General features: G+C 58.3%; 24 protein-coding genes and 2 pseudogenes. 6 read left to right on the forward strand and 20 right to left on the reverse strand.

Annotated elements, in window-relative coordinates; all coding sequences use genetic code 11:
- Window positions 1-71: 71 nt before the first annotated feature.
- The 3 genes and pseudogenes from HZZ13_RS37580 to HZZ13_RS01640 all read right to left on the reverse strand — a co-directional run bounded on the left by HZZ13_RS37580 (window position 72) and on the right by HZZ13_RS01640 (window position 3,185).
- Window positions 72-1,712: pseudogene (locus tag HZZ13_RS37580) on the reverse strand (NEL-type E3 ubiquitin ligase domain-containing protein).
- An 810-nt stretch (window positions 1,713-2,522) separates the two neighbouring features.
- Window positions 2,523-2,768, reverse strand: coding sequence for a hypothetical protein (locus HZZ13_RS01635; protein ID WP_246504247.1), 246 nt, complete (start codon window positions 2,766-2,768; stop codon window positions 2,523-2,525).
- A gap of 156 nt (window positions 2,769-2,924) precedes the next feature.
- On the reverse strand, window positions 2,925-3,185 hold the full coding sequence (locus HZZ13_RS01640) for a hypothetical protein (protein WP_197957920.1): 261 nt from the start codon (window positions 3,183-3,185) through the stop codon (window positions 2,925-2,927).
- A gap of 1,734 nt (window positions 3,186-4,919) precedes the next feature.
- Here HZZ13_RS01640 and HZZ13_RS37585 point away from each other — a divergent pair.
- The 4 genes from HZZ13_RS37585 to ahpD all read left to right on the forward strand — a co-directional run bounded on the left by HZZ13_RS37585 (window position 4,920) and on the right by ahpD (window position 7,932).
- A complete protein-coding gene (locus tag HZZ13_RS37585; protein WP_197957921.1) occupies window positions 4,920-5,030 on the forward strand; it encodes a DUF2478 domain-containing protein in 111 nt (36 codons plus the stop codon).
- Window positions 5,031-5,572: 542 nt separating this feature from the next.
- Window positions 5,573-6,217, forward strand: coding sequence for a hypothetical protein (locus HZZ13_RS01650; protein WP_197957922.1), 645 nt, complete (start codon window positions 5,573-5,575; stop codon window positions 6,215-6,217).
- Between the two features lie 605 nt (window positions 6,218-6,822).
- Window positions 6,823-7,377, forward strand: coding sequence for a peroxiredoxin (locus HZZ13_RS01655; protein WP_197958096.1), 555 nt, complete (start codon window positions 6,823-6,825; stop codon window positions 7,375-7,377).
- A gap of 6 nt (window positions 7,378-7,383) precedes the next feature.
- Window positions 7,384-7,932 carry an alkylhydroperoxidase, AhpD family gene (gene ahpD, locus HZZ13_RS01660; RefSeq protein ID WP_197957923.1) on the forward strand — a complete coding sequence of 183 codons (549 nt, stop codon included), beginning with the start codon at window positions 7,384-7,386 and terminating at the stop codon, window positions 7,930-7,932.
- Window positions 7,933-8,168: 236 nt separating this feature from the next.
- Here ahpD and HZZ13_RS01665 read toward each other — a convergent pair whose 3' ends face one another.
- The 7 genes from HZZ13_RS01665 to nifH form a co-directional block, all read right to left on the reverse strand.
- Window positions 8,169-8,465, reverse strand: coding sequence for a ferredoxin family protein (locus HZZ13_RS01665; RefSeq protein ID WP_197957924.1), 297 nt, complete (start codon window positions 8,463-8,465; stop codon window positions 8,169-8,171).
- Between the two features lie 38 nt (window positions 8,466-8,503).
- Window positions 8,504-9,811 carry an FAD-dependent oxidoreductase gene (locus tag HZZ13_RS01670; protein ID WP_027571404.1) on the reverse strand — a complete coding sequence of 436 codons (1,308 nt, stop codon included), beginning with the start codon at window positions 9,809-9,811 and terminating at the stop codon, window positions 8,504-8,506.
- A gap of 11 nt (window positions 9,812-9,822) precedes the next feature.
- Window positions 9,823-10,932: an electron transfer flavoprotein subunit alpha/FixB family protein gene (locus HZZ13_RS01675; RefSeq protein ID WP_197957925.1), complete on the reverse strand. Its 1,110-nt coding sequence runs from the start codon at window positions 10,930-10,932 to the stop codon at window positions 9,823-9,825.
- Between the two features lie 999 nt (window positions 10,933-11,931).
- Window positions 11,932-12,273 (reverse strand): nitrogenase stabilizing/protective protein NifW, encoded by a 342-nt coding sequence (gene nifW / locus HZZ13_RS01680; RefSeq protein ID WP_197958097.1) that lies wholly within the window; start codon window positions 12,271-12,273, stop codon window positions 11,932-11,934.
- Between the two features lie 458 nt (window positions 12,274-12,731).
- On the reverse strand, window positions 12,732-13,919 hold the full coding sequence (nifV, locus tag HZZ13_RS01685; protein ID WP_197957926.1) for a homocitrate synthase: 1,188 nt from the start codon (window positions 13,917-13,919) through the stop codon (window positions 12,732-12,734).
- 286 nt (window positions 13,920-14,205) lie between these two features.
- Window positions 14,206-15,009, reverse strand: coding sequence for a nitrogen fixation protein NifQ (locus HZZ13_RS01690; protein ID WP_197958098.1), 804 nt, complete (start codon window positions 15,007-15,009; stop codon window positions 14,206-14,208).
- A gap of 151 nt (window positions 15,010-15,160) precedes the next feature.
- The gene (nifH, locus tag HZZ13_RS01695) at window positions 15,161-16,045 is read right to left on the reverse strand and encodes a nitrogenase iron protein (protein WP_197958099.1); all 885 of its coding nucleotides are present in this window, start codon (window positions 16,043-16,045) and stop codon (window positions 15,161-15,163) included.
- 554 nt (window positions 16,046-16,599) lie between these two features.
- Here nifH and HZZ13_RS01700 point away from each other — a divergent pair.
- A complete protein-coding gene (locus HZZ13_RS01700; RefSeq protein ID WP_197957927.1) occupies window positions 16,600-17,013 on the forward strand; it encodes an ArsC/Spx/MgsR family protein in 414 nt (137 codons plus the stop codon).
- Between the two features lie 449 nt (window positions 17,014-17,462).
- Window positions 17,463-18,206, forward strand: coding sequence for an OmpW/AlkL family protein (locus tag HZZ13_RS01705; protein WP_376707012.1), 744 nt, complete (start codon window positions 17,463-17,465; stop codon window positions 18,204-18,206).
- A 411-nt stretch (window positions 18,207-18,617) separates the two neighbouring features.
- On the opposite strand, the gene HZZ13_RS01710 is transcribed toward HZZ13_RS01705, so the two are convergent.
- From HZZ13_RS01710 to nifB, 10 genes and pseudogenes are all read right to left on the reverse strand, one after another.
- The gene (locus HZZ13_RS01710; RefSeq protein ID WP_197957929.1) at window positions 18,618-18,965 is read right to left on the reverse strand and encodes a (2Fe-2S) ferredoxin domain-containing protein; all 348 of its coding nucleotides are present in this window, start codon (window positions 18,963-18,965) and stop codon (window positions 18,618-18,620) included.
- Between the two features lie 1,391 nt (window positions 18,966-20,356).
- Entirely contained in the window at window positions 20,357-20,803 is a 447-nt protein-coding gene (locus tag HZZ13_RS01720; RefSeq protein WP_376707013.1) for a Rieske (2Fe-2S) protein, read from the reverse strand.
- Window positions 20,803-21,048 carry a hypothetical protein gene (locus HZZ13_RS01725; RefSeq protein WP_197957931.1) on the reverse strand — a complete coding sequence of 82 codons (246 nt, stop codon included), beginning with the start codon at window positions 21,046-21,048 and terminating at the stop codon, window positions 20,803-20,805. The genes HZZ13_RS01720 and HZZ13_RS01725 overlap by 1 nt, the downstream gene beginning before the upstream one ends.
- Before the next feature lie 345 nt (window positions 21,049-21,393).
- Window positions 21,394-21,724: pseudogene (locus HZZ13_RS36630) on the reverse strand (DegT/DnrJ/EryC1/StrS family aminotransferase); the annotation flags it as partial.
- Window positions 21,725-21,873: 149 nt separating this feature from the next.
- Window positions 21,874-22,143 carry a DUF6129 family protein gene (locus tag HZZ13_RS01735; RefSeq protein ID WP_197957932.1) on the reverse strand — a complete coding sequence of 90 codons (270 nt, stop codon included), beginning with the start codon at window positions 22,141-22,143 and terminating at the stop codon, window positions 21,874-21,876.
- Between the two features lie 33 nt (window positions 22,144-22,176).
- A complete protein-coding gene (locus HZZ13_RS01740) occupies window positions 22,177-22,536 on the reverse strand; it encodes a DUF3024 domain-containing protein (protein WP_197957933.1) in 360 nt (119 codons plus the stop codon).
- Between the two features lie 14 nt (window positions 22,537-22,550).
- The gene (locus HZZ13_RS01745; protein ID WP_197957934.1) at window positions 22,551-22,790 is read right to left on the reverse strand and encodes a nitrogen fixation protein NifZ; all 240 of its coding nucleotides are present in this window, start codon (window positions 22,788-22,790) and stop codon (window positions 22,551-22,553) included.
- Entirely contained in the window at window positions 22,787-23,101 is a 315-nt protein-coding gene (locus HZZ13_RS01750; RefSeq protein WP_027571419.1) for a nitrogen fixation protein NifZ, read from the reverse strand. The genes HZZ13_RS01745 and HZZ13_RS01750 overlap by 4 nt, the downstream gene beginning before the upstream one ends.
- A gap of 282 nt (window positions 23,102-23,383) precedes the next feature.
- Window positions 23,384-23,608 carry a 4Fe-4S binding protein gene (locus HZZ13_RS01755; protein ID WP_197957935.1) on the reverse strand — a complete coding sequence of 75 codons (225 nt, stop codon included), beginning with the start codon at window positions 23,606-23,608 and terminating at the stop codon, window positions 23,384-23,386.
- Window positions 23,609-23,618: 10 nt separating this feature from the next.
- Complete coding sequence (gene nifB, locus HZZ13_RS01760; RefSeq protein WP_197958101.1) at window positions 23,619-25,166, reverse strand: nitrogenase cofactor biosynthesis protein NifB; 1,548 nt, start codon at window positions 25,164-25,166, stop codon at window positions 23,619-23,621.
- Window positions 25,167-25,531: the final 365 nt, after the last annotated feature.

A 25,531-nucleotide genomic window follows, 5' to 3' on the forward strand; every position in this document is an offset into this window, starting at 1 on the left:
GAAAGGATCGATGACTGTCTTGAGCTTGTGAGCAGCTAGGCAGATCGACGGGCCCTTCAGTCGGAGGGCGCTCAAAGCTCAAGGCCGAGTTTCCCGAGCACCTGGTGCATGACCGCGCTTTTGATCTCGCGGGCGATCAAGTTGCGTCTTGGGCGCCGAGCACCCGCTCGGCAACGGCATCGCCTGCCAGGCCATGCTCGGCAAGTCGCCCATCCAAGCGGGCTTGAAACTGTACGCCCATCGCGTCGACGAGCCGCTCCTGCATTTCAGCATGGTCTTCGGGTGCGATGCGCCTCACCACGCTTTCCCATGGTTGCCAGCGCGCTGCTAAATAGTCCGGAAATTCAGCGGCTTCCTGGTTCCGCACCGATGCCTCGGCCCTGGCCACATCGTCCTCGGTCACGTGAGAGACGTTCATGAAGCGCATGTCGGGAGCGATATGCCGCAGCTCCAGCGCGTCCCGCAGCTGGGTGTAGTAGGCAAGATAGACCTCGATCTCTCGACTTCCGCGTCGGGGGCGGCACGACGAAGCGAATTGACCCTCTCGCGCGCGATTCGGTCCAGAGCTTCCAAGCGAAACATGACGCGGCCGTGCTGGAGCAGTTCGCCGAGTCGCCCGTCATAGACGCCGTCCTCGACATCAGCGTTCAGGCTTGCAGTGTGCATGCCGTTCCAGGCCAAAGTAATGCGATCTTCGCAGCTCGCGTTCGCTCCCGAAGCCAACTCGAAATACTGCTCGCGCAAACGCGGCCTGACGGCTGCCTGCCGCAAATCTTCGGCGACCGCCTGGCGGAACGCCTCGTTGCCATAGTTCACGCTGCCCCGGAGCCTGTCGAGGAAGCGTGCATAGTCCGCGGCGCCCGCTTCATGGGCGAAGTGCTGCCAAGTGGCCATTGCCGTGGGGGCGCCCTCGAGCCAGTCCGCGGCAACCTCTTGCAGGGACCGCGGCTGAACTTCCACCGCTCCTTCCGCGGTTGAGAAGAAAACCTGAGGGCCGGCATAGTCTCCGGCATGCATCGCCGTTGCCAAACCGGCCTGCACTCAATCGGCGAGCGGATTATCCTCCAGATTAACGCTCGAGTCACGGCTTAGCTGCGTCAGCAGGGTCCCGGGCACGTTGGTCAGCTGGTTGCTGACGCCGAGCCATATCAGCTCGGGCGGGACCGTCTCAGGCAGGCTGGTCAGCTGGTTGTAGCTGGCGCTGAGCCATTCGAGCTCGGCGGGAAGAGGGTCGGGCAGGTCCGTCAGCTGATTGTACTCGACGTTCAGACGCTGGAGCCCGGCTGGAAGCCCGGGCAGGCGGATCAGGCGGTTAACGCTGGCGTCCAACTCCTGAAGCGTTTCTGGAAGGCGTTCAGGCAGGCTGGCCAGCTGATTGTTGTCGACATTCAGGCGACGGACCCCGGCCAGAATGGGCGCAGACAAGGCGGTCAGGGACAGAGACGACAATCTAGCGGCTCATTGAGATCACCCGAGCGCCGCCAAGCTCTCGTTCGACTTACCGCCTGTTGCCGATCCTCATTTTGCCCCTGCCCGTCTTCGGCAGCCCAATCCGTCAACACCTCGTCCTGCCAGGCAGCGGCCTCGGCAGCGGACGCCTGCACGTTCGTCAGGACCTCTCCCCACTGCGATGCGGCCGGAGAGCCCAGTTCGGAGCTTTCCGAATCGGAAGTTGCGGAAGGAGTACCAGCGCCGAGCTGTTCTGCATTCATCGATGTCGTCTTTTCGGTAGCAAAAATGAAGCGAACTCGCCGGGGCGGCGCATCTTAGAGCCGGTAATCCCCAACTATGGATGACGCTTCACCGGCTAACTGCAATGAGGTGTGATCACAGAGCGAGGCCGTCACGCACGACTGGCGCGACTACGAGTGCCACCGAGGAACTGCAGACGGTGCAGCGAACCCAGGCGAAGTCTCGCTCGTGGATCGGTTGATATTGGAGTCCACCCTGGTCTCGCCTGCCAGATCTGCGTCCATTGAGCCGAGCCTGCAAGCGACTAGCGACGTTCACGATACGAGAGCTAGCTGTCGATAAGCTGACGGACCGTAGAGCGACAAAATGGCGGATGGCCCTGTCAATTTCTCAAGCTTAGGCTCAGCGCCCCGCAGGCGAATGACTTCGAGCTGGGCCGACCGATGCCGGGTGCCGGCACGCTGCCAGCGGCGCGCTTGCGCCGGCAACTTTGCTGTTGCTTGCGGCGAGGCGCCCCCCTTCTCCCCGCGTTCAAACGCTTATGTAATAGCTGAGCTTAAAAGCTTGCAGCTCATCGCGCCTAACGCCGCTCGCCCTTGGCTACGAGACGCGCGCGCACTCGAATGTTAGCAACACGGGCTCGCTAAATTCTTCGATGACGAGCTCCTCGCGTTTTTGACATCGGCCACGCGAACCGGCCGTCCCCCTCGGCTTACCGTCGCAAACCTCGACAGGCAAGCGCCCATGAGACGGCTCTTGATCCGTACACGTTCGACTGAATGACCGGACAGCTGTATCTACACTGGTACGATAGAGTTTATATGTCGAGCTCAGTGTAATCGAGCCGCGCCGCGATCAATGAACTTGAGCATCGACTGCGACTTGTTGATCTCGCATGAAACACGTTTCAGGATACGTATTGCTATCTCCTCGGTCGCGATCAGCCCCACTCTCTCGCACGCTACCCCAAAATGATGCATCACCTGCTGCTCGGAGGTCGCGATACGATTCTGCAACAAGCTGGTCGTCAATGACGAGAGCATGTGCTCGACGATGTCATTCTCCGCCCGGCTCAAGACCTAGTCCTCTGATTTTTTGTTCAGTTCCTTTGGCGACGACATCGCATAGAGTGTCGCTGCGAAGGACAGTCGTCTTCAACATCGCGGCTTCATGCCCGTTGCACTCTGCTATCGAGAGATGGTCGTTTACCTCACGGCTCGAACCGCTTATCCTCAACACAGGCGCACGGCTTCAGATTGAGTGAGTTGCACGATTCTGATAGCTCCACAGCGGCGTTTCGCTCTTTTGGAGTGGATGCTTTCCTCGAAACTCGGCAGAAATTGAAACTCAACCGCCGCCCCTTTCTGGAACACTGAAAGGTCGACATTGCGCAGTTGCTTGTCGCGCGTGACCACCACTGTTGAGTATTTAACGATGTCGCCGGCGCGATCGATTTCGCCTAGCGCCCTCGTGAGGCTGTTTTGAAAGGACATAAGACCTTCGGAGCTTTCACCGCAGCGCTCTGCGCGGCCATCAGTGCTGCGGGTACATCGCCTCTGGCCGGAGTGACCGGCTATTCCGTTGGAGTATCTGCTCGCGAGCGCGGGCTGTTTACCCAGCGCGCCTTCGCTGGTGCGTTAAAAAGCGCCTACGGCTGTGGTCAACGATCTCTGCTGCCTGCATCATTCCATCATTGCGCGACTCCAGCTGATCAGTGTACTGGCAATGGCTGGCCCGTTGCCCCGTGTGATGATGGAAATGGCTTTCCTGGCCATCGCCCGCAAAACGAGAAAACTGGCAATCAGCAGGCCGTCCTCTCGGTCTCCATTTGCGATGCGCCGTCAACGCCTGCCAAGCGGGCCCTGCCCATTTACCCATCAGCAAGCGTACAACCTGTCGCAACGTGAGATTCAAGTTAATAATGCTGAGGCGTGCACAGCGGATGTCGATAGCAATGATTTTCTGTGCAATGCTCATTTCGCTCGACACTGCGTTTAGCCGACATTTTGCCTTGGAGAACCAAGATCCAATCCCGGCGCGTGCGTTTCTTTGATTGGCTGGCGCGAGCCGTGGATCGCACTCAGGCTGGCTCGCCTTCGTCAAAAATCGCGCCCCCGTGGCTTTCCAATTTGTCGATGAGGTCCACCTCGGGTAAGCGACTGCGAATGGCCGTAGCAGCGCGGGTCCGACCACCATCAGAGCTCGCAATGAAGCCGCTTGGGCCGCTAGAGGTCGACATCGCTATGTTCGGGGTCGCGAGCTGCTGGCCTAAGGTCGCGCCCAGCGCCTGAACAGGCAAAAAAGCCGTCAAACGCTTACTTATTCCGCTCCCATCGACCATGGGGACATGCGTTGTGTGTTACCAGCTCCGGCTTGAGACATCTGCGTGTCGGGCATGGACTTAACTACTCTCCGGTGTTCGCCACCAATCAATCCTGTGGAGCGCTGGAATTTTGCAAGGCACACGACCGCGGCGCCGTGAAAACGCGAGGATCTGCCTCGATTTCTCGTCACACGCGCGGTGTAGGGTGATATTGAATTGATAAGAGTTGCATACATCCAACTGCTCGCCGACTCCCGCGAAGAACAGGCGGGAGGTCGTAAGTTCTCGGATCAACTATTCGGCTGGAATGCGGAGCCAAGGAATGGCCCGCTCGGTGACCATAGGCTTGATACCCCAGGGACGAAGTGAACTAGATCTGTGATGACTTCAATTGATGATACATTAAGTGAGATCAGATGGCTGCGGAACGAAATCTGGCGCTGCCGTCGATTCCTTAAAAGGGACCTACCTGACGCGGAGCGCGAGGCCATTGAGAGGCATCTGCTTGAACAGCTTTCTGCCTTTGAACGGCTCTTGTCGACGTCGTTTCCTTTGACCTTGAGCCCTAAAGTGTATTCGGCCAAGAGCACTACGATCGGGCGAAGCGAATCCCCTGAGGAGCCCATCGAGAACGCCGCGACAACATCAAGCGGTTCCTTCGGGAAGTCGATGGGCGGCTAAGAGCCTTCCTAGCTGTATCTGTGCCTTGAGCCCGCCAGCATCGACCTTGAGCCACGCTCGCACACCGGTTGCTACTAACACCGGCAGAACGTCAGCCTGGTGCAGCCTAGCCGGAACACGGACGTCATTCGTCATTGACTGCTACAGGTCTTTCTGGGACCGAGCGCTACCATCAACAGGATCCCAGCCGTGATCGATGATCCGGATGAGATAGATCCGAATAGTGTGGGCAATTCTCTACCGTCCAAAAGACGATGCCGATAGGCTACTCGCCGAGTTCGCTCAGGATATCGCACAGCAAGGCCTACGCATCGGCATCGTGCAGCGACACTAGAGGCGCGCAAATGTCACGCACGTCCTGCTCACAATCGACGTTGCGACGGGACAAGAGATCTCGATTTCCCGGCCACTCAGCAGCGGAGCTCCTGTAACAAATCCGCTTGCCAGGGCCGCAGCTGTCCCAGCTGAGAAATCTGAGGAAGACCGCTACTGAAGAAACATCCAACGCCAGGATTCCGGCGATCTTTTGCCAGTTGTAGCCGATTTAGCCACCTGCCGGAAAATACTTGCTTGCCGAGCACAACGCCATAGATTGATGAGCAGCACGGATTTCTGCAAATGTCCGGCCGTAACCACCACAATTTACGCAGATTCTCCTTCCGCCAGTTACAGCAAGTCGATTGCAATCTCACGACGGCCTCAAAGTCAGCGAATGGCAGCCGCTCAGAATAAAGCGCAACTGCTGCAGTACGAAATCGGAGTTCAGAGCGCATTACAACCTCGTAACACGTGTGGGCGCACATCGATCGCTGATCGAGGCGAATCGATTCACAGAGCTCAGTTCCCGTGATAGATGAACTGCGACTCGGCAGGCTGATGCTTCAGCCCGATCGACTTTCAGCCACCAAGCGGGCCAAACTCCGACTCCTGTCAGTCTGGAACACCTCCCTGTCGCTCGATTTCTGCAACTGCCGCTCGGACGCCTCACTCTCGATGGAGGACGACCGGAAGCCTGTTGAGACGCCGTCTCGGTCGGTCGTTTCTCTCCGCCGCGATTGGCATCATGCGGCGGCATTCGCCGCGCAAGTTCTTGAAATTGTCCCTAAGACAAAACATGGCCACGTCCATATCGCCACGCCCTGTAAAGCGGTCACAGAAGCGCATCACGTCTTGTCTGCACGAGGTCAAGACTTCCTCGGCCCGGCGATCTCCCGCGCGAGCGTAGCCTGTGCACCACGTCGCCGCGATCGCGATCACGATCGCAATGAGGGCGGCTCCACAGCTATGCGCATTGGGAATCCAGCTCATTCGTCGCTCTTGGCCCACCAAATCTGTCTTAAGCCGCATATCGTTAACTATTATTCTTTCCTCCGCGAGCGTAATCTGTTTACCGGCGCCTCGGCAGCCATGGACGCGCTGTTGCGGGGCAGCCGCAATGATTGCGGCCTCCCGAATCATCGTCCAGGCACGCATAACATGCTCATCGCGAAGTCGGAGGTCCAACAGAGATCGGCTGTTTAGCATGTGTGGCGATGCTGGCTCCCAATATGGCGTTCTGCCTTCGCAAGGCCTACAACCTGACGCTACGGTCGATTCAAGCACTTTGAGCGTCCGGCATGTGTGAATCGTGCTAAGACGGGCATGCCCTCATTGGGCGCAGTAGGACCAACTCCCGACAACTGCACGCCTGACCGGCTGCCCCGGGCTAGGAACGTCGCCGATGTTGGTGGATGACGCTTAGCCTAGTGAAGCGGTTGAAGCCGCAAAGGGCACGCATCGAGACGATCAGTAACAAGCTGCGTCGACGCAGCTCGTTTTGTTCGCGATCCGATTTGCAAAGAGTTCGGTACGATGTATTTCCGAGAAACACAGAGGTTTGGACCGACAGGCCAAGATACCGTGGCAGGAATGGTGATTGTAGGGGTTGGCACGCTGCTGCCTTGTGATCGTGAATCGTTGGAGCGAAGCGCTTGGCTACTGATTTTTTATTGGCGCCGATCGGGCTCCCCAAGCGAGCGAGCATGTTCGTCTCAAAGCCGCTGGAATCCACTCCCGAGAACGGATGGCATACAGTTTGCTTCAACGGTGAAGTCACGATCTACAAAAAACACATTTGTGAGGACAGCATGCTCGGAATTGGAAGTCAGTTGCCGCCGTTCGAAATCACAGGCGTGAAGCCCGGTTTTCAAGCGCACGAAGAAGGAGGACAGAGTGCATTCGAGACACTGACCGAAGCGAGCTTTGCAGAAAAATGGAAGATCATCTTCTTCTATCCCAAGGATTTTACCTTCGTCTGCCCGACAGAGATCGCTGAGTTTGCCCGGCTTTCCAAGGAATTCGCCGACCGCGATGCTGTTGTACTCGGTGGCTCGACTGACAACGAGTTCTGCAAGCTCGCTTGGCGGCGCTCACATGTCGACCTGCACAATCTGCCAATCTGGCAGTTTGCCGACACAAAGGGAACGCTCGTCGATGGTCTTGGCGTGCGCTCACCCGAAGGGGTTGCTTATCGTTACACCTTTATTATTGACCCCCAAAATACGATTCAGCACGTCTATGCGACCAATCTCAGTGTCGGGCGCAGTCCTAAGGACACGCTCCGCGTTTTGGACGCGCTGCAAACCGACGAGCTCTGTCCCTGCAACCGTGAAATCGGCGGCGAAACCTTGAAGGTTGCTTGAGGCAGCATGTCGCCGATCGAACAACTAAGCGATAGGATTCCCGATTTCGCGAAGGACGTCAGGCTTAACTTGACCTCCTTGGCGGCCGATGAGACGCTTTCGCCACAACGAAAATACGGGCTTCTGCTGGCGAGCGCGATTGCCACCCGCAATGCAGCCCTGATTGCCGCAATCGAATCGGCTGCCGCCGCCGTGATGACATCTGTGGAGATCGCCGCAGCAAAAGCCGCCGCCTCCGTGATGGCAATGAACAACGTCTATTACCGCTTCGCTCACCTCGCTTCCAACCCGCAATACAAGACGATGCCGCCACGGCTGCGTATGAACGTGATCGGCAATCCCGGCGTCGACAAACCGGATTTCGAGCTGTGGTCGCTTGCGGTCTCCGCCATAAACGGCTGCGGTGCTTGCATCGATGCCCATGAGAAGACACTGAGAGCCTCGGGCGTCAGTTCCGAAGCGATCCAGACCGCCGTGCGCTTTGCCGCGATCATGCAGTCAGTGGCGATCGCAATCGAGGCCGCTGGGCCCAACCCCTCTCAGGCGAGGGGCTGATTCTTCTTCTTCCGCCATCCGATTGACAGCGTTGTGGCGCCACTCAGTGGCGCCACAACCGGTCCTTTGCGGCTCCCGAACGAGCGGGACATCTGCAAATCATGTCTTGCGCAGCGTCCGCATGAAGAGCGTCTTGCTCCAATTCCAGGCGCCGTGCAACTGGCGCGGAATACGCCACACATGCGGTGAGATCCTGTCGCCTAACCGCGGTCGCACCACGGCCCTTTGTTCCACTATCACCCAAACTTGAACAGCACTCCATACCCGCCGCGCGGATGGCTCCATTCGATGTCGCCGGTGGGCTCGGCGATCACGCGGCAGGTGCCGCACTCGATGCAGCCGTCAACTGTTATCTCAACCTGGCCGTCGTCATTGAGCTCGTAACATCGCGCGGGGCAGACTTTCAAAAGTGCAAGTAGTTGCGGTGATGGCGTCGTGTGCGCACGGACCTTGACGTGAGGATGACCGATGTCGACAAGATAGCGGTTGTAATACAGCTTGTCTTCGACGCGCACTGGGGGTTCGACATTCATGGTTTGACCTTCCATTGTTGACCTTCACGCTGTCGCGGTCAGCGCCAGGCCCGTGCAAAACGATAAGCATCGCCGAACAGACCCGTCCATGACCTCGCCTTGGCAAAGGATTTCAGGGTCGCCTTTTCCTTCTCAGCCTTGGGCGTGCCATCGACGCGCACAAAGTTTTGCATCGCCTTGGAGATGAGCTGCGGATAGGTGAGAAAGAAGTTTTGTGAGTGCGTATGCATCAGGGGCGGCAAATCCTTGTACTTCTTTAGATCTTTGATGACGAAGGAATCGTCCAGCATCTTCTTGTATATCGCCAGATTTGTTGCACTCATCGGCTCGCCGCGCGATTTCACCAGATCTATCGCTTCGGCGGCGATGCGGCCGGAAGTCATCGCGAGATTAGAGCCCTCTCGATGAATGGCATTGTTGAGTTGAGCCGCATCGCCCACTACGACCCAGCCTTCGCCATAAAGCTGCGGGATCGACTTGTACCCGCCTTCAGGAATGAGATGCGCCGAATATTCCTTGACTTCGGACCCTGCTATCAGGGGCGCCACAGAGGGATGCCTCTTGAATTGATCGAGAAGGCCGTAGGGCGTCTGGCCCGTGCGCTGGAAGTCGGCAACGAGACAACCGATGCCGAGCGAAATGCACTCTTTGTTGGCATAGATGAAGCCCATCCCAGTCATGCCGCGGGAAATGGTACCGGCCGCCTCGATCACGACGCCTTCATCGCCCTTGAGATTGAAGCGCGCCTCGATAGTCTCGCGAGGCAAGAAGTGCATCTCCTTCACCGCGAGCGCAACGTTGTCGGGTCTCGGCCGCGCGCGCAGGCCCGCGCGCGTCCCGAGCAGGCCATTGACCCCCTCGGCCAGCACGACGACATCGGCATGTATTTCGCCGTCTCGGCGATCTGTGCGAACACCGACGATCCTTTCGCGCTCGTCCCGAACGAGCTCGGTGACGGTCGTCTCGCACAGCACGGTAGCGCCAGCCTCCCGCACCTTGGAAGAGAACCATTTGTCAAACTGGGCCCGTATAATCGTGTACCGGTTCGGCCGTTCCTCGTTGAAGTCTTCTGAGCGGTAATGCATGCCGACATGGGAGCGATCGTCCATCATCCAGAACCGCTGCTCAATCAGGTGACGCTCGAGCGGCGCCTCCTCTCGAAACTCGGGGACCAGCTTTTCCATCATGTCGGCATAGAGGATGGCGCCCTGCACATTCTTCGATCCAGGATATTCGCCCCGCTCGAGCTGCAGCACTTTCATGCCGCGTTTGGCCATGGTCAATGCCGCCGCGTTGCCGGCCATACCGGCTCCGACCACGATCGCATCGAATCTCTCTTCAATCATCATCATCTCCTCTAGACCGCGATCCGGGCGCGTGAGTTCGGCAAAAGCCGGGCGCGAAATGCGGCCGTCAGCGCCGGTAACAATTGGATGGCGTCACTGACGATCGCGAGATGGGCGAAGTCGAAGATCGGAGCGTTCTTGTCAGTATTGACGGCGACGATCAGATCCGCCCCCTCCACGCCAACCCGGTGCTGGATCGCACCGGAAATGCCGGCGGCAATATAGAGCTTTGGCCGAATGGTCTTGCCCGTTTGGCCGATTTGCCGGTCAGACGTCACCCACCCTTTTTGCACCAGAGGACGCGAGCAGCCATATTCGGCGCCAAGCAGAGTTGCGAGCTCGCGCACCAACCCAAAGTTCTCAGGCGATCCCAGTCCCAGACCGCCCGCAACCACGACATCGGCATAGGCCAGATTGGACGTTTCTGCATCGCGGTCGGGTAGGAACGACAATACTTTTGTGACAATATCGTCTTCGACAAGGCCGAGCGGATGGACGATGATACGAGCAGCATCGCGTACGACACGCTCAGGCATCGGCATGACCCGCGGGCGGACGGTTGCCATTTGCGGACGATAATTCAAGGTATAGATCGTGCAGAGCAGTGAGCCACCAAAGGTCGGGCGCGTTGCCGCAAGCGAACCATCGGCGTCGACGTCCAGCGCGGTGCAGTCGGCAGTGAGCCCCGTCGACAGGGTCGTCGCCACGGAACCTGCGAGATCGCGACCGAGCGTCGTCGCCCCCAACAGTAGGATCTCGGGCTTGTAGGTGTTGACCAGTTCGGTTAGCGCTTTGGTATAGGATTCGTTGCGGTAATCCGACAAAACATTGTCGCTCACGAGATAGGCCAAATCGGCGCCATAGCAAAAAGCTTCAAGCGCGGCGTTACGTGTGTGCTGCCCCTCCGGACCGATAACGACAGCGGCAAGATTCACCTTTAGCCTATCGGCAAGCCTACGCCCCGCACCCATGAGCTCCCAGGAAACCGGATGAACCTGGCTGCGCTCCAGCTCGACGAAGACCCAGACGTGCTTGTACGCCTTGAAGTGCTCCGGCAGTTCTTTTTTGGCTGCTGCGCGGCCGGCCGCCGCCGGCAGGGTCGTTTTGGTGACATTGCTCATACTCTAAATTTCCCTCAAAGGTAGGCGCGCCCCGCGCCACAGGTTTGCTTTTTAGCTTCGTTCACTGAAGATCACTTTTGGTCAGCAAGTGGCCGGCTGCTCTGCCTCGTCTTCTTGGTCCGACCCGGCGGCCCAACAAGACGCGTCGTCGCGAGAGCGTACCGGTCCGGCCGCATTTGGAGAGGTCTTCCACACTGGACTCTCTTGCGCGCCGGGTTCGACGAGCGCCACCGCGGCGGTCAAGGCGCCGCGGTGATTCTGACCGGTCGCTTTCATGCCTGAGTTGGCTAGTCCGTTCGCTGCGCAATACCTGCGCCTCACTTTCGGCCCAGCGGCTCCACATTGACTGTGACGACGAGGGCGATCTTGTCAGCGCACCTGTCACGCAATCCATGCCGAGCCTCCAGTGCCGACAACCCGTATGGGCCGACGCTGGCCCTCTTCCTGACGCATGTTGCTATTCGCCATGAGATGGATACAAATCTGAGCGGAATCGGGAGCCGGTTTGATGTGGACGGTGCTGTGCATAGCCTTTCCAGGTGTGACGCGAACGGGCGACTTATCCATTGACCACCATCTCACCGTCGATACGGAGCTTCGATTGCGTCAAAGACCGTTTCGAACGGACTTGGCGCGATCGTAGGCCACGGGATGATGGCGCAGCGCTCGGCAGGCACTAAAAGCAGCATCATGGGTCTTCCTTCACTCTCATCTCGGACGACTACCATCGGTCGGCCTCGATGATCGGATCGGCAGGACAACAGCAAGTGTCGTACCAGTTGCAAAAACCATTGAAAGTCTGTCGAAAGTAATGGTTTGGCAGACACTTGAAATAGCCGCTGATACCGTGGACACGACCAGTCCAGACATGGGTCGGGAATACGACAGGCGCCGCTCGGGTGATCGCTGCAGAGAGTTGACCCTGATAACGACGAAGGCCCCACATCGGGTTGCCACCGCGCCCCGTCGGGCAAACCTTGCTTGCAGTGGAGCGCGAGATCACTTCAGCTCGCTCAACGGGACAAAGGCCGCGGCCTTTTTAGGGTCTGCGACGGCATCCTTCAAAACCTTGAACACTCGCTGGTCGATCGGTGACGATGCCACGAAATCGGCATAGGCTTGCTCCAGCATCGCCTTGCATCGAGCTCTGATTTCCGGCTCTGCGGCACCAGTAAATTGCTCTTGGGCAAAATACTGTCCCATGCGCTTTAAGATGTGAAGGCGCGCGACATTCACGATTTTAGGGTCGTAATCGACGCCTAGCAGCGAAAAAAAATCCTCTGCCGACGAGGCCTTGCTGAGCCGATCCAGGATACCGGCTGCCGGGGATGGGTTGATCATCGAAACTTCTCCTTCGGACAATGAGATGGGGTGCACCTGTTGACTGCCGCCGTCACGCCTCGCACAGCGGGTGCGCATCGCCAAAGCCAGACCGGTACCCTCAACTTCGCTGCCCAGAGCCCAGATCGGCGGGTCCACCGGTGACGAAGTCAGCCCCGATGAAGATCCGGGACCAATGGCCAAACCACGATCGAGGTTGACGCTCGTCAGGACGGTCGCCGGACCGGAGATCAGCCGCGCGAGAAGACGCCGATTGGCAGTCCGGCGACGGCTCGCCATTGGGTAGGAGATCACAACATGTATGGCGGAACGGGAAGTAAGATCTGGAGGTGAGTTCGCGCCAGGGACTCTGACGTGCGAAAGCTGGACGCCGTTCGTGCCCATCAGCGACCTCGGACGCCGTCCGTGCGGCGCGTCTCTTGCGACTGACCGACCCAGACGCTGCTGGACACGGCTTTTCACGCGGGGTGGGTTGCCAGGCATCCGCACACGTCGCGCCAGATCGCCGCCACCGTTTCGCGCTCGACCGGCAGCTTGTGCTCGATGGCATATTTGCGGACTTGCGACAGGATCTGTCTGGCTTGATCGGTGCTGGCGACGAGCTTCAGTTCATCGAGTAACGCGGTGATCGCCGCAAGTCCGGAATGCTTGCCGATCACAAAGCGGTTGCAGCGGCCAAGCAAAATGGGATCAAGCGATTGATAGGTGCGTTGATCCTTCAAAAGGCCATCGACATGAATGCCGGATTCGTGCGTAAATACATGCTCTCCGACGATCGCCTTGTTCATAGGAATCGCACGTGCGGCCGCGGCTGCTACCACCGCGGCGACATTCTCGAGCTGCGAGAGTATGACGCCGGTTTCGCGCCCATAGAGCTGCTTGAGTGCGACCGCGATTTCCTCTAGCGGTGCGTTCCCAGCCCGCTCGCCCAGCCCGATGACGGTCACTGAGGCGTGGCTCGCGCCAGCCTTGATGGCGGAGAGCGTGTTGGCGGTTGCGAGTCCGAGATCATTGTGACCGTGAAATTCGAGTTCGAGATCGGTGGTCGCACGCAAATTCCTGACCAGCGCATAGGTTGCGTCGGGATCGAGCACGCTGAGCGTATCTGCAATACGAAAGCGACGCGCGCCCGCGGCTTTTGCGGTTGCCATCAGTCTGATTAGAAAATCGATGTCGGCGCGGGAGGAGTCCTCACCACCGACGGCGACCTCAAGTCCGTGCTCACAGGCATAGCCTACCTCTCGCTTCACCCGTTCCAGCGCCAGGTCGCGATGTCCACCTAGCTTGGCCGCGATCTGAACGTCGGAGGTCGGGATCGACATATTGATCATGGACACCTTTGCTTCGATCGCCGCGTCGACATCCGATTCCCGCATCCGGCACCAGCCTATGGTGGTCAGCGGAAGATCTGCTTCGACAATGGCGCGGATGGCGGCGATCTCCTCGCTGCCCATCGCCGGCGTTCCCGCCTCGATCTCCGTGACTCCGGCCCGCGCCAGCGCCTGCGCGATCGCCAGCTTTTCCTCTGTGGTGAACGCAACGCCAGGTGCCTGCTCGCCGTCGCGTAATGTCGTGTCGTTGAGCACGATAGGCTTGGCGCGCACCTGGTCGGACCAGGACGATTTGGCGGTGCTGGCGGCAATCACGCGAGAGCTCCTCATTGTTTAACGTAGCTAAGCTTCAGCAACCAGCATGCCAGCCCGTCGTCCCAGGCAACCCACTGACGAAGCTAACGCTTCGGTCCTCGACCTTCTTCAGCAAATGGATTGTCGCAAATGCGACAGGCTCATGAAGCGGACGCCTTGCCTGTTGCCGCGCCGATTTCGAACGCAAATGCAATTGCGGCGCGCCGGGATATCGAGAATTGTCGCGGAACACTTGGGGCCCGCCGCCGCCTTGCACACATGGTCACTCGCTCGCATCGAAACGGCGTCAGCCGCGCCCGCAACCTCCCGCGCGGCTTACCAAATCCGGCGAGGCTTTCTCGGATGACGGGGCGATCGCGGACCCATGTGGCGGTTCAGATGGCCAGTCGCCAGCAACGAGCGGCCGAGCCGCCTGCAACAGAAAATCGCGCCGGCGCTCGGCCATCCAGCTCTCACCGCTTTCTTCGCCGAAGCAGAGGTTGAAGTCGACACATTGCGTGCACACGGGTGCTGTGCACATCACGAGGCCTTCATTCTCACAAAGCATGCGGTAGAAGAAGCGCTTCCAGCGCATATTGTTGAAATTGCGCGCGGCGAGCGGACCGAAATGGCGGCTCAGCAGCCGAGAGAGTTCGCCGCGATTGCGCAAGCCGAGAGCTTCCCACAGATGGCCCGGCTCCATGGCGCGCCGCGCTATCATCGCAGCCAGCCAGTGGCCAATATCCCCTTCCGTCGAGCGCTGCTTGAGCAAGAGATCGCGCAGCATTGCAATCTCTTCGTCCTCTTCGCACTTGAAAACCGAGAGCTGCTCCGCGAGCTTGATCTCAAGTGAGGGAAAGTACTGCTCCAGCAAGGCCGCCAGTTCAAGGGCGGATAGGCCGGCCTTCTCGGGAAGGGAGCCACCATCCATTGTTGCAGCCGCCAGGATAGACGCCAGGACATGGCGATCCAGATTGCTGTCAATGGTAATATCGGCATCTGCAGGAGGCACACCGGTGAGTAGACGGTAGGTTGCAATTCCCCTATGCATCCGGCTGTTGGCATCATCGGCACAAGCAGCCATCAACTGAAGGAAGTTCGCTTCGGACATAATTCTGCGGGTTTCCACAATAGTCAGGTTTGCCCCCGCCACATCCGGGTTTTGGTCAGGGTCGATCATCAGAATGCCGGCCTCCCCGGGATGGGCGGTGAGGGAGACCGGCATCCGTTGCGCGCCTTCACAAGGCCGCGACTCGCGACCCTTACGAGGCCGCGAGTTCGGCGGCGGTCTTGCCGATGATGGATTCGTCCACAGGCTTCATAATGCCATGCTCCATCAGCATGTCCTCGAGCTCGTCCATGGAGATCGGGGTCGGGATGATGCCTTTGCCGCCATTGTTGTGCACCTTGGTCGCAAGATTGCGATAGTGATCGGCCTGCTTGGAATCGGGTGCATATTCGAGCACCGTCATGCGGCGCAACTCGGCATGCTGCACCACGTTGTCGCGGGGCACGAAGTAGATCAGCTGAGTGCCTAGCTTTTTGGCCAACGCTTCCGCCAGTTCCAGCTCCTTGTCGGTCTGCCGCTCGTTGCAGATCAGACCGCCCAGCCGTACGCCGCCAGAGTTCGCGTATTTCAAGATGCCCTTGGAAATGTTGTTCGCGGCATACATCGCCATCATCTCACCGGACATCACGATATAGATTTCCTGCGCCTTGTTCTCACGGATTGGCATCGCAAAGCCACCGCAAACGACGTCGCCGAGCACGTCGTATGAGACATAATCAATGTTCTCGTAGGCGCCGTTCTCCTCCAGGAAATTAATCGAGGTGATGACGCCGCGGCCGGCGCAGCCGACACCCGGCTCAGGACCACCGGACTCCACGCAGCGAATGTCCTTGTAGCCCACCTTCATTACGTCCTCGAGCTCGAGGTCTTCAACGCTGCCGGCGCTCGCTGCAAGGCTCAAAATCGTGTCTTGCGCCTTGGCGTGCAGAATCAAGCGGGTCGAGTCCGCCTTCGGGTCACACCCTACAATCAAAATTTTCTGACCCATCTCGGCCAGCGCCGCCAGCGTGTTCTGCGAAGTGGTCGACTTGCCGATGCCGCCCTTCCCGTAGAACGCGATTTGTCTCAGTGAAGCCATGTTGCTCTCCATCAACCGATTTGCCAAAAGTTGCGCTTCTTGCGCGCGAGCTTGTTTCTTTCTCAGAAACGGGGGCACACGGGTTCAAGGGAAGGAGCACATCGCTCGTCTTACGCGTCGGCGTGCACTCAGCCCTCACTCAGTGTTGCTGCCGCTTATTAGCAACCGCCGTGCCAACGCTTGACCGAGCTCCTTAAGCTTCTGATTACGTTTCTGAACACCAACTAGGCGGTGAGTAAAACCCTGCCTGTTTCGGATCTAACAGGATCTGCGTGGCTGTCAGAAAACCGACAAGGGGCACACCCATCAACGCGAAAAGCCGATTAGGCGGGACCTGTTCCGATGACTTCAGGTGTGGAACGGAACTTGCTCCGATGTGACTACAGTGAATCTGTCGGTCGGGCCCGAAACCTGGCGCACCAGCGGCGAGGATGCATACGTGGCACGGCGCTTGGTGCGTTGATTTTGGAGATAATCAGCAAGAAATTGAACAGGCTCCCGAAGCATCCGCGCCGTGCCAATCGTTCAGCTCAGCGCGCCTACATAGGTATGTGGTGGCGACAATCATCTTCTATCAGAAGCCCGGCTGCGCTACTAACGCGCGTCAGATTCAAGCACTGCAGTCCGCCGGCCACGACGTGATCGCGCAAGACATCTTGAAGGAGCCATGGGATGCGGAGGAATTACGCGGCTTCTTCGGCAATATGCCCGTCGCCTCCTGGTTCAACCGAGCTGCGGCGCGTATCAAGTCAGGCGAAGTCAATGCCGATACTATCGACGCGGCAAGCGCACTCGCATTGATGGTGAGCGATCCGCTCCTTATACGACGACCGCTGCTCGACGTAGACGGGGCACGATGTTCCGGATTCGATCATGAGCCCGTGCTGTCGCTGCTTGTCGGCAACACGCAAGATGATCTCGATGGATGCTTGCACGAAGCAAACCGCACGCGTTGTCCGCAGACGTGAGGAGGCGAAGGAGCGTCCCCAAGTCCATCAAAAAAGCCAAAGATGACGTTTCCTACTTCCGGCTTCCTTCAACAGGCAATACGGACCTTCGGTGAAATGGCCCGCGCGAGTGGCTGCTCCGGATGTGAGGGCATCGCCTATATTGCGCTCGAATGCCGCGCTTGTCGCGCTTGCGAGAGGCCGCGACAGCTGCCGCCTTTATCGCACATGACATCCGCGGCCTGGATTTCGATCAGAGAGCACCAGGCCGAGAGGCGGTTTCTTGAAGAGACACGGCTCTCTTGAATTGAATAACGATCAGAACAGACTCCAGGATTCACGGCCGTGATCCTTATGCAACTTAGCGGCATAATTGCGTTCTGACCGCTCCCATTTTGATCGGCATCAAATCCTCCGCCATACCCCGTGTGTGACAAAGATCTCGCGCGGCTCTTCGCGCGAATTTTGGAATGGAGAATTCGATGAGACAAAGGACAGTTCTGACGAGGGCATCGCTCCTCGCGCTCGGGACCTCGTTGGCCAGCATCTCGGTACAGGCTGCGGATCTGGGTCGGGCGCCGGTCTACTATAAAGCCCCTCCGATCGAACCCTTCAATCCATGGATGATCCGCCTGCGCGTGCTTGGCATTTTGCCGGATACCGCAGGCAGCTCAGTCAGCGTCGCTGGGGCGCCCTCGCTGTCGTCACCAAGTTCTGGGCTTTCGATCAGCGATCAAGCCGTACCCGAGCTCGACATCACCTATTTCTTTACAAAAAACGTTGCCGCCGAACTCATTCTCGGCGTGACCCGCCATCATATCAGCGGCAATGGCGCGCTCACTGGGCTCGATATCGGCAAAGCCTGGCTGTTGCCGCCAACACTGACCCTGCAATATCACTTCACCGATTTCGGCGCACTCAAGCCGTATATCGGCGCGGGCATCAACTACACCGCATTCTTCAACCAATCGGCAGCCAATACGTCGCTCGCCGGTCTTGCCGTGACGGATTTGCACATCAGTAACCAATTCGGCGCGGCGGTCCAATTCGGATTCGATTACATGCTTGATCGCCACTGGGGCCTCAACTTTGACGTGAAGAAGCTGTGGCTGCGGCCGGAGTACTCCGCGACCGTAAACAATGCAATTGCCGTCACCGGGCGCGCCAATGTCGATCCATGGCTCGTCAGCGGCGGCGTCACTTACAAGTTCTGACACGAGAACAGGACCAGAGAGGGGAATCCGTTTGATCATTCCGGACGCGGCGAGTTCATCGAGCGCTTCCCTTAACCTCCGCAGTGCAAGCAGGGAGCGAGATGACGCGAAGGACGCGTCATCTCACGAGACACGGAGAGCCATTCACAGCATTGCTCTCGTTGTGAGCTACGGATCGCGCGGCACGGAGTGACGGTACACAAACAGATCGACCCGGCATGTGTTCATATTTTTGTTTAGTCCGCTTTGAAAAAGGCGGGACGCCGCGCCAAGGTCAATGACTGCTGTTCGCAGACCCTGAGCATGAGGCATCCGCGACCCTCAGACGATCCGAGCTCCGCGCGGCCAGCTCATGGGCGGACAAGCCATCAATGCTCGCTAGCCCGCGCACGTGGCCCGTAAGCGACGTCTCTAGCTTCGCTTTAGCACCATCACAAGGCGGTCGACACGTTTGCCCCGCTTGAGGTGGGAGTTTACGATTTCGTCAACGTCCTCAGGCGTGGTCGCGCGATACCACACTCCATCGGGATAGACGACCATCAAGGGACCAGAGTTACAAAAGCCAAGGCAGCCTGCCATCGTCAAGCCAATATCGTTGAGGCCTTGCGCTTCGACTGCCTTGCCCATTCGATCCCACAGGGCTTGCGCGCCGGAGGCTCCACAGCTGCCGTGCGGATGAGTTGGCGGACGCTGCGTGTTGCAGGCAAAGACATGATGCCTATAAAGTTGAGGAAGCTCGGATTCGGTTTCTAGGTTCATGCGCCTATCCTGTGATCAATGGGCTTCATCTAAGAAGGGACAAGGTACGAGCACATCCCCCCACAATCTCTTACGATTAAACGCCGCATCGAAGAATTGATGCTACTGATTCCCACTCGCACTTGCCAAAGCAGATGAAATGAGCGGGCGCCATAGTGATTGTCGTCGCTGAAGATCAGCGATAGATACTTTCACCTCCGGAGCAGCCTCCTTGATCAATTCCAACCTCTTCTGCCCTCATGGCGATCTTTCTACTCCTGCATCACTTGCTCACCATCCAAATTCTCCAAAGCAAGTTGCACACCAGATGCGTAACGTTCGTTTGTACAACGATCTCTTGCTTTGCCCGGCGCGACTCACAATTATTGCCGAGGTTACGACAACGTCGTTCGCTTCTGTTTCGGACACGACAAACATCTGGCGTTTGAACTCCAGCCTCAACCTTCTGCAAGTTCGTACGCAGCATAACTGACAATATCGGTTATTTTGCCCACCTCTTCCGCTATCATATCTTGGAATGAGCAGCGATCTTCATACCCCCTCAAGCCGCCTAGCAAGGGCTCGACGATCGCGCAGTGAATCGGGCGCTCTGTTCTGCCAAGGGGCGAGGGGTTGGCGCATTGACCGCGCCGAGCCCACAGCATCTTTTTAGCCCTGAAGCTGCACGCAGCGTTCCGTCGCTGCCGATCTATCATTTGCTCAACAGATAGCGCCTGTCGCAAGAGCCCAACGAGCCCGCGAAGATCGCTAAGCCATTTTTGAGGCTGCAGACCAAGCCGGCCGCAACCCCGATTCGCAGGAAGGTAAACCGACAACACAGCGGTCCCAGAATGGGCCCACGCTTCACACGATACAAGACGCGCTTGCAGCGGCAACTAGGGGACGAACAACGAGCACCTGCTCATATGCATTTGCTCCTAAGCCCAGCTGACGATAGTGGCGCGATCAGCTAAGGGCGTCGCACGAACGGAGGCTTGGCATGGCAGTTGCTACGCAGGCAATAACGCCAGCTGCGGCAGCCGGCCAGAGACTACTGACACAGGATCGTCATTCCTCCTCCCCAAACGATCCTGTCAGTCTGGGTCCCTCCATCCCTCAAGCCCAGACGATGCCCTCGGCGAACTTCCAGCCGCCGAGGGCATTTCCCGCTAAAACATACCGCCGGTCGTAGGAAGCATGTCCCGCCTGCCGGCTCGCTTGATGAGCCAGCGCAAGAGCAGCTTGTTGGTGCTGCGGAGGTCGCGGAGTGCAAGGCCGCAATGCGACGAGGTGCCCGTTCTGTCTCACAAATCAAAAGCTGTGACACGCATCTGCCAACGCTCACGAGTACAATGGCCTCATCCGAGGGCAAAGCGCCTCAGGGACTGGAGCATAACAATGCGATAGGACCGTTAGTCCGGATGGATCGTGATATCCATGGTTTCGTCGCTGTCCCCAAAGGGGTCGGCAAACCGATCGTCCTCGAGCAGCTTGACGCCGCACAGGCAGACGTCATCTTCGATCACGGCGAGCGCTACAGGCGCAAGGGATTGTCCAGCGCAGGGGCCGTCGATGCACATCCCAGTGCCGATCTCGAATTTTGCACCGTGCCGGCCGCATCTGAGAAAGGAGCGGTCCGCCGAGAAAAACACACCGGGGCCGATGTTGAGCCAGACGCTCTCATGCGGACAACGATTGACGTAACCAAAATAGTCGTTGCCGAAGGTGCGCACCACAATAATTGGAAACGGCCGGCTCTCGCCCCTGTCGTCGATCCGCGACAGGCTAAAGCCCATGGCCCCACTCCGCTCGATGGCATCGGCCGGACAGACGACAAAAACCTCGATCTGATCGCTCATCAGGTCGCCGATTCTCGGTTCGCTAATCCCGGCCTCGCAGTTTCCTGCTTGAAGGCTTCGATTGCAGTCCGGCTCAGCCGAAAAATCCCGCGGCCACGAGCGAGCGGCCGATAAGCCGAGCTGGCACGGACGTTGAGGACATCAAACCATTGGTTCGGCGTGAGCTTCGCCGGACGCTCACTGATCTGGATCACTCTCCCGTTCGGACCGAAACGGACGTGGATGATGACTTCTTGCGAGTTCATACCGCTCCCCTGTTTTGGTAACTCCAAAGATCCCGAGCTGACACCAGACGATCTCGACGCGGGCACCTTGGCGCGTGGGCCGCAAGCCGCGCCTTAGACGCGAAGGCTTTTTTACCATCGAGCAGGTCTTCTTCGCGCTCGCTTGGAACATTTCTCTTGCGGACTTAAGACGAGTGCATGCCTCCAGGGCATCCGGCGTGCTCCCGCAGTTGTGTGGATCACGATCGCGCCAGGCAAAGCTGCCAAAAACGAGTATGCTCGGTCCGCTTGCTCATCTGTAGCGATGACAACAATTACGATTCGCCATTCACTCCTCGTTCTTCCGTGTCGTGGATGACGAGCATCTCAGTAACTCGCTGCACCCGCTCCTACGTTGATCGACGCATCTTTCACGGTCTCGACGATAAACTCGATCTGCTTGTTCGTGAGATGGGGGTGAAACGGAAGCGCCAGAGCACGATCCGCTCTTTTTTTCCGTAACCAGGAAATCGCCACGCCGATAGCCGAAGTCAACGTAGTGGTGTTGCAGGTGCGGCGGTTGGCTATAGGCGGCGGATTCAACCTTTGCGCCGCGCAGATCATCGATAGTGGCGTCGCGCCTGGTACCACTCGAGACCGCAACAGCATATTTGCGGCCAAGATGGGCAGCGAAAGCTTGCTCAAACGCCTCAGTGATTCGTCCGTTGGAGATTTGCGGCGAACACAGCAGCGTTTCCACGGCAGAGAGCTCGGCGAAGGCGATATCGGGATCGGACAGTGGAATAAATGATGTATTCTCCTCCACAGTGTGAGCGCCATCAAGCGGATACTCTGCTCGTTCAGTGCTCACCACCCAACATTCCTTTTGGCCAATACGATGCCGGTCGCCCGCGTCGGATCGGCGGTAATCTGCACGCAATGATCCGATCCATCGATCAGATGAAGGTCGAAACGCGGAAACTGCCGGAACGGCGGATCCGCCACGTCCGACGCATCACAGCGCACCCAAGCAAGCTGCGGAAAGCGGCGCCGCAGCTCGACAAACGGACGCATCTCGGCGCCATCGGCTGCAAGCAGCCGCTCGATTTCGATCAGTTCCTCCGGGGTGAGCGCCATCGTGGCTCCTCTATGACTCATCAAAGGCGGGTGTCATTGCCAGAACAGACGCTCCGGATCCGCATTCAATTCGTCGATTGCAGAAGTCAACCGATGGTAAAGGCTGTAGAATTCCCAGATTCCTCGCGCGTGGTTCTTGCGAAATAGCTTCCATATCCCGCTCACGGCATCATAATGGATCAGTGCGACATCGATGAGAGCGCCATCCTTGTCGATGTTGCGCGAGCAACAGGGGCTCTCGACCAGGTAGCCGCCCCTCACCGCCGTCACGTTCGGCGAGACGTAGAGATAGCGCTTGCGTGAGCTCAAGCCGCGCTCGATCCGTTTGCGATCGAGCTCGTTGGGGTGAGGCACCAGCCCGGCCCTTACCGTTCTCATCAACGCGGCATTCATGGTGACGCCTCCGTTCAGAGCACTGTGATCTCTTCTTCAAGACAGCCGATGAGCATCTGCTCACCGAAATCGACAATATAGATCGGCACGTTCGCTTCGGTATGGATCGCGACGTTGATGATCTCGCCGGTCGCTCCGGCAGCAAGTAAGACTCCCTCGGGCTCCGCATCGGGATATGAGTGGTCGTTGATGAGGTCGACTGCGGTTTTGACCCGCTGGCCCCGCCGATACTTCGGAAAGCCGGGCTGAGTCATGACTCCTCCGGTAACGGCAGATCATCAATCTCCTCGCAGGCGTGCACCGGCTCTAGTTCCTTGCGCTTCATGCCAACGCGGTAGCCGCTTTCCAGAAACTCAACGCCGTAGATGTAGAATTGCTGCAGGAACGTGCCGATCGAGACGACGTAACCCACCTCCCCCTTCTTGACTAAGACCTCGCCAATCTCTTTGCCGCGATAGGTGCCATCATTGCGGATGGTGCGATTGGCTCGCAGCTTTTGGCCAAAGCTGAAGGCAGGCGGGTCGCTGAGCTCGACGACGTCGCTGTCGCGAACAATGCTGTTCATGTACCGCTCCTCCTGCATCGCTTCTTCGTAGAGATGTAGAGAGTCGCCTCGCCCACAGCAGGCGAGATCCTGCATCACTTCATGCTCGCGCGGCGTGGTCAGTCTCATTGACGATAGCAGCGCTGGGTGGGAAGGCCACTCTCGGACTCGCGAAGCGCCTTTGGGCAGCCGCGCAGGATGAAATGCCGCCAGGGCCCTGCTGCCGTCGCCGCCAACGCGCAGCACGACGCTTGCGACGTTCTCAGCACCAGCTCTTCGGAGGCCGTTCATGGGGGTCACGCTTTAGGCTGGCGGCTGGTAGCGAGGCAAGGACGTGTCAACCACGCAGGTATTGTCGACCGGACAGGCGGCAGCACATTGCGGCTCGTCGAAATGACCAACACATTCAGTGCATTTCGCAGCTTCAATGACAAAGCTGCCCCCCTTCTCCGAGATAGCAACGTTCGGGCATAAGGGTTCGCAGGCCGAGCAGCTCGTACACTGCGAGGCGATGATCTTAAATGGCACATCTTCCCCCTTACCCTGCAGAGATCAGAGATCCTTGCCGGATCGCGGTGTCACCACGCTGCACGTGCTGGATCTCCCCGCGTTTCACCTTGTCCAGATAGGATCTGAACCAGGCGATCGCGGACTTCTCAATGAACTCATGGGCGTATTGATCGACCGGCTCGATTCCCGCCTTGATCAGATTACTTTTCGGGCAGCCGCCGATCTTTGAGACGAAGACCGCATGGCAGTCACGGATGCCACGCATGATGGCGGAAAGCCTGTCCTCCTCGCCATAACCGCCCTGGCAGTAAACGTCCACGCGGCGGTGGTCGACGAATTTGGCGCCGGATGTAGAAAGTTCGTAAACCTGGAATTCCTTTGCATGCCCAAAGTGCTCGTTGATCAACCCCGAGCCCTTGGTTGCGACGGCAACTAGAAGAGTGATCGCGCTCATCTCTCCGGCAAATTCCGCACGCTCATTTTGGGCGGCCGCGACTTTAGCGGCGCGCTCATGCTCTACCCTGACCTGATATGCCCTGCGCATCTCTAGGTCATATTGGACGTCGATTTTCATGACCTGATCGGTGGTGAACTCTGCCCTGCGGTCCTCCCCGAGTAGCCCGACCGCATCGGCGCGGCACTGGCGACAATGCCGCATCATTTTTGTCTCTCCTTCACAAGCATCTTGCAGCGCCTTCAATTCTTGCGCCGTCGGTCCGCGCTGACCGTTGAGGCCAAATACTGTGCCGTGCTCGGGCGCGGAGATCAGCGGCATGATATTGTGAAGGAAGGCACCGCGCGACTTCACCGCCTTGTTGACCTCGATCAGGTGGTCATCGTTGATGTTTGGGATCAGCACCGAGTTGACCTTGCACAGGATACCTCGTTCGCTCAGCATCTCGACACCTTGCAGCTGGCGATCGGTGAGTATCCTTGCCGCGTCAATGCCGGTGTAGCGCTTGTGGTTGAAGAAGATCCACGGATAGATCTTGGCGCCGATTTCGGGATCGATCATGTTAATGGTGATGGTGACGTGGTCAATCTTCGACCTGGCGATGGTATCAATATGGTCCGGCAGAGCCAGTCCGTTGGTTGACAGACACAGCTTGATGTCGGGAGCCGCCTCGGCAACCAGCTCGAACGTCTTGAACGTCTTTGTTGGATTGGCCAAGGGATCGCCGGGACCAGCGATGCCAAGCACTGTCATCTGCGGAATGGTGGTCGCGACCGCAAGCACTTTTCTAACCGCCTGCTCAGGGGTGAGCTTCTCGCTCACCACACCTGGACGCGATTCGTTGGCGCAGTCGTATTTTCGGTTGCAGTAATTGCACTGGATATTGCAGGCAGGCGCGACCGCGACATGCATGCGGGCGTAATGATGATGCGCTTCTTCGCTGTAGCAGGGGTGGTTCTTGACCTTTTCCCAGATTTCGGTTGGCAGATCGCCTTGGCCTGCCTCCGAGCCGCAGCTCGCCTGCGCGGACTTGGCCGAAGCGCAGCAGGCGGCAGACTGCATCATCCTGCCGTTATCCACTGCAGCTTTGACATGCTTTCCGCGTTCCACGACCGCATTCATCTTAAATTTTTCCCTGCAGGCATCATCGGCCACCCAGGACCATCCGCGAGCGAGCCTCAAGGAGCTGAGTAGCAACTTGCATGCCATGGCGGAGACGACGAAATTGCAGCCATACGCCAAAGAGTTAGCGGAAACGATCGTCGCTGGCGCATGAAAGAACAGCAATGATGCACTTGTTGACGATGCGACAGATACGTCGTCATTCTCACGCAGAGCTCCATGGCTTGCGTATTCATTCTCGCGCTAAGCTCGCCGGAACCCGGCCCCATCTGAACGGGTTTTCTCGCGTTGCGGCTCTCACAATATGCCAATACGAGCTGGGGGATACCAGTTTCGCAAGGCCACCAATGGGTAAGCAGTATCTC

It is taken from the genome of Bradyrhizobium agreste (genome assembly GCF_016031625.1).
Classification (GTDB): domain Bacteria; phylum Pseudomonadota; class Alphaproteobacteria; order Rhizobiales; family Xanthobacteraceae; genus Bradyrhizobium; species Bradyrhizobium agreste.

What these genes read in the sequence shown, in the direction of transcription:
- HZZ13_RS01640 (WP_197957920.1), bottom strand. Translation starts at nt 3,185, where the DNA reads ATGTCCTTTCAAAACAGCCTCACGAGGGCGCTAGGCGAAATCGATCGC.
- HZZ13_RS01650 (WP_197957922.1), top strand. Translation starts at nt 5,573, where the DNA reads ATGCTTCAGCCCGATCGACTTTCAGCCACCAAGCGGGCCAAACTCCGA.
- HZZ13_RS01655 (WP_197958096.1), top strand. Translation starts at nt 6,823, where the DNA reads ATGCTCGGAATTGGAAGTCAGTTGCCGCCGTTCGAAATCACAGGCGTG.
- ahpD (WP_197957923.1), top strand. Translation starts at nt 7,384, where the DNA reads ATGTCGCCGATCGAACAACTAAGCGATAGGATTCCCGATTTCGCGAAG.
- HZZ13_RS01665 (WP_197957924.1), bottom strand. Translation starts at nt 8,465, where the DNA reads ATGAATGTCGAACCCCCAGTGCGCGTCGAAGACAAGCTGTATTACAAC.
- HZZ13_RS01670 (WP_027571404.1), bottom strand. Translation starts at nt 9,811, where the DNA reads ATGATTGAAGAGAGATTCGATGCGATCGTGGTCGGAGCCGGTATGGCC.
- HZZ13_RS01675 (WP_197957925.1), bottom strand. Translation starts at nt 10,932, where the DNA reads ATGAGCAATGTCACCAAAACGACCCTGCCGGCGGCGGCCGGCCGCGCA.
- nifW (WP_197958097.1), bottom strand. Translation starts at nt 12,273, where the DNA reads ATGATCAACCCATCCCCGGCAGCCGGTATCCTGGATCGGCTCAGCAAG.
- HZZ13_RS01690 (WP_197958098.1), bottom strand. Translation starts at nt 15,009, where the DNA reads ATGTCCGAAGCGAACTTCCTTCAGTTGATGGCTGCTTGTGCCGATGAT.
- nifH (WP_197958099.1), bottom strand. Translation starts at nt 16,045, where the DNA reads ATGGCTTCACTGAGACAAATCGCGTTCTACGGGAAGGGCGGCATCGGC.
- HZZ13_RS01705 (WP_376707012.1), top strand. Translation starts at nt 17,463, where the DNA reads ATGGAGAATTCGATGAGACAAAGGACAGTTCTGACGAGGGCATCGCTC.
- HZZ13_RS01710 (WP_197957929.1), bottom strand. Translation starts at nt 18,965, where the DNA reads ATGAACCTAGAAACCGAATCCGAGCTTCCTCAACTTTATAGGCATCAT.
- HZZ13_RS01720 (WP_376707013.1), bottom strand. Translation starts at nt 20,803, where the DNA reads ATGAGCGATCAGATCGAGGTTTTTGTCGTCTGTCCGGCCGATGCCATC.
- HZZ13_RS01725 (WP_197957931.1), bottom strand. Translation starts at nt 21,048, where the DNA reads ATGAACTCGCAAGAAGTCATCATCCACGTCCGTTTCGGTCCGAACGGG.
- HZZ13_RS01735 (WP_197957932.1), bottom strand. Translation starts at nt 22,143, where the DNA reads ATGGCGCTCACCCCGGAGGAACTGATCGAAATCGAGCGGCTGCTTGCA.
- HZZ13_RS01740 (WP_197957933.1), bottom strand. Translation starts at nt 22,536, where the DNA reads ATGAATGCCGCGTTGATGAGAACGGTAAGGGCCGGGCTGGTGCCTCAC.
- HZZ13_RS01745 (WP_197957934.1), bottom strand. Translation starts at nt 22,790, where the DNA reads ATGACTCAGCCCGGCTTTCCGAAGTATCGGCGGGGCCAGCGGGTCAAA.
- HZZ13_RS01750 (WP_027571419.1), bottom strand. Translation starts at nt 23,101, where the DNA reads ATGAACAGCATTGTTCGCGACAGCGACGTCGTCGAGCTCAGCGACCCG.
- nifB (WP_197958101.1), bottom strand. Translation starts at nt 25,166, where the DNA reads ATGAATGCGGTCGTGGAACGCGGAAAGCATGTCAAAGCTGCAGTGGAT.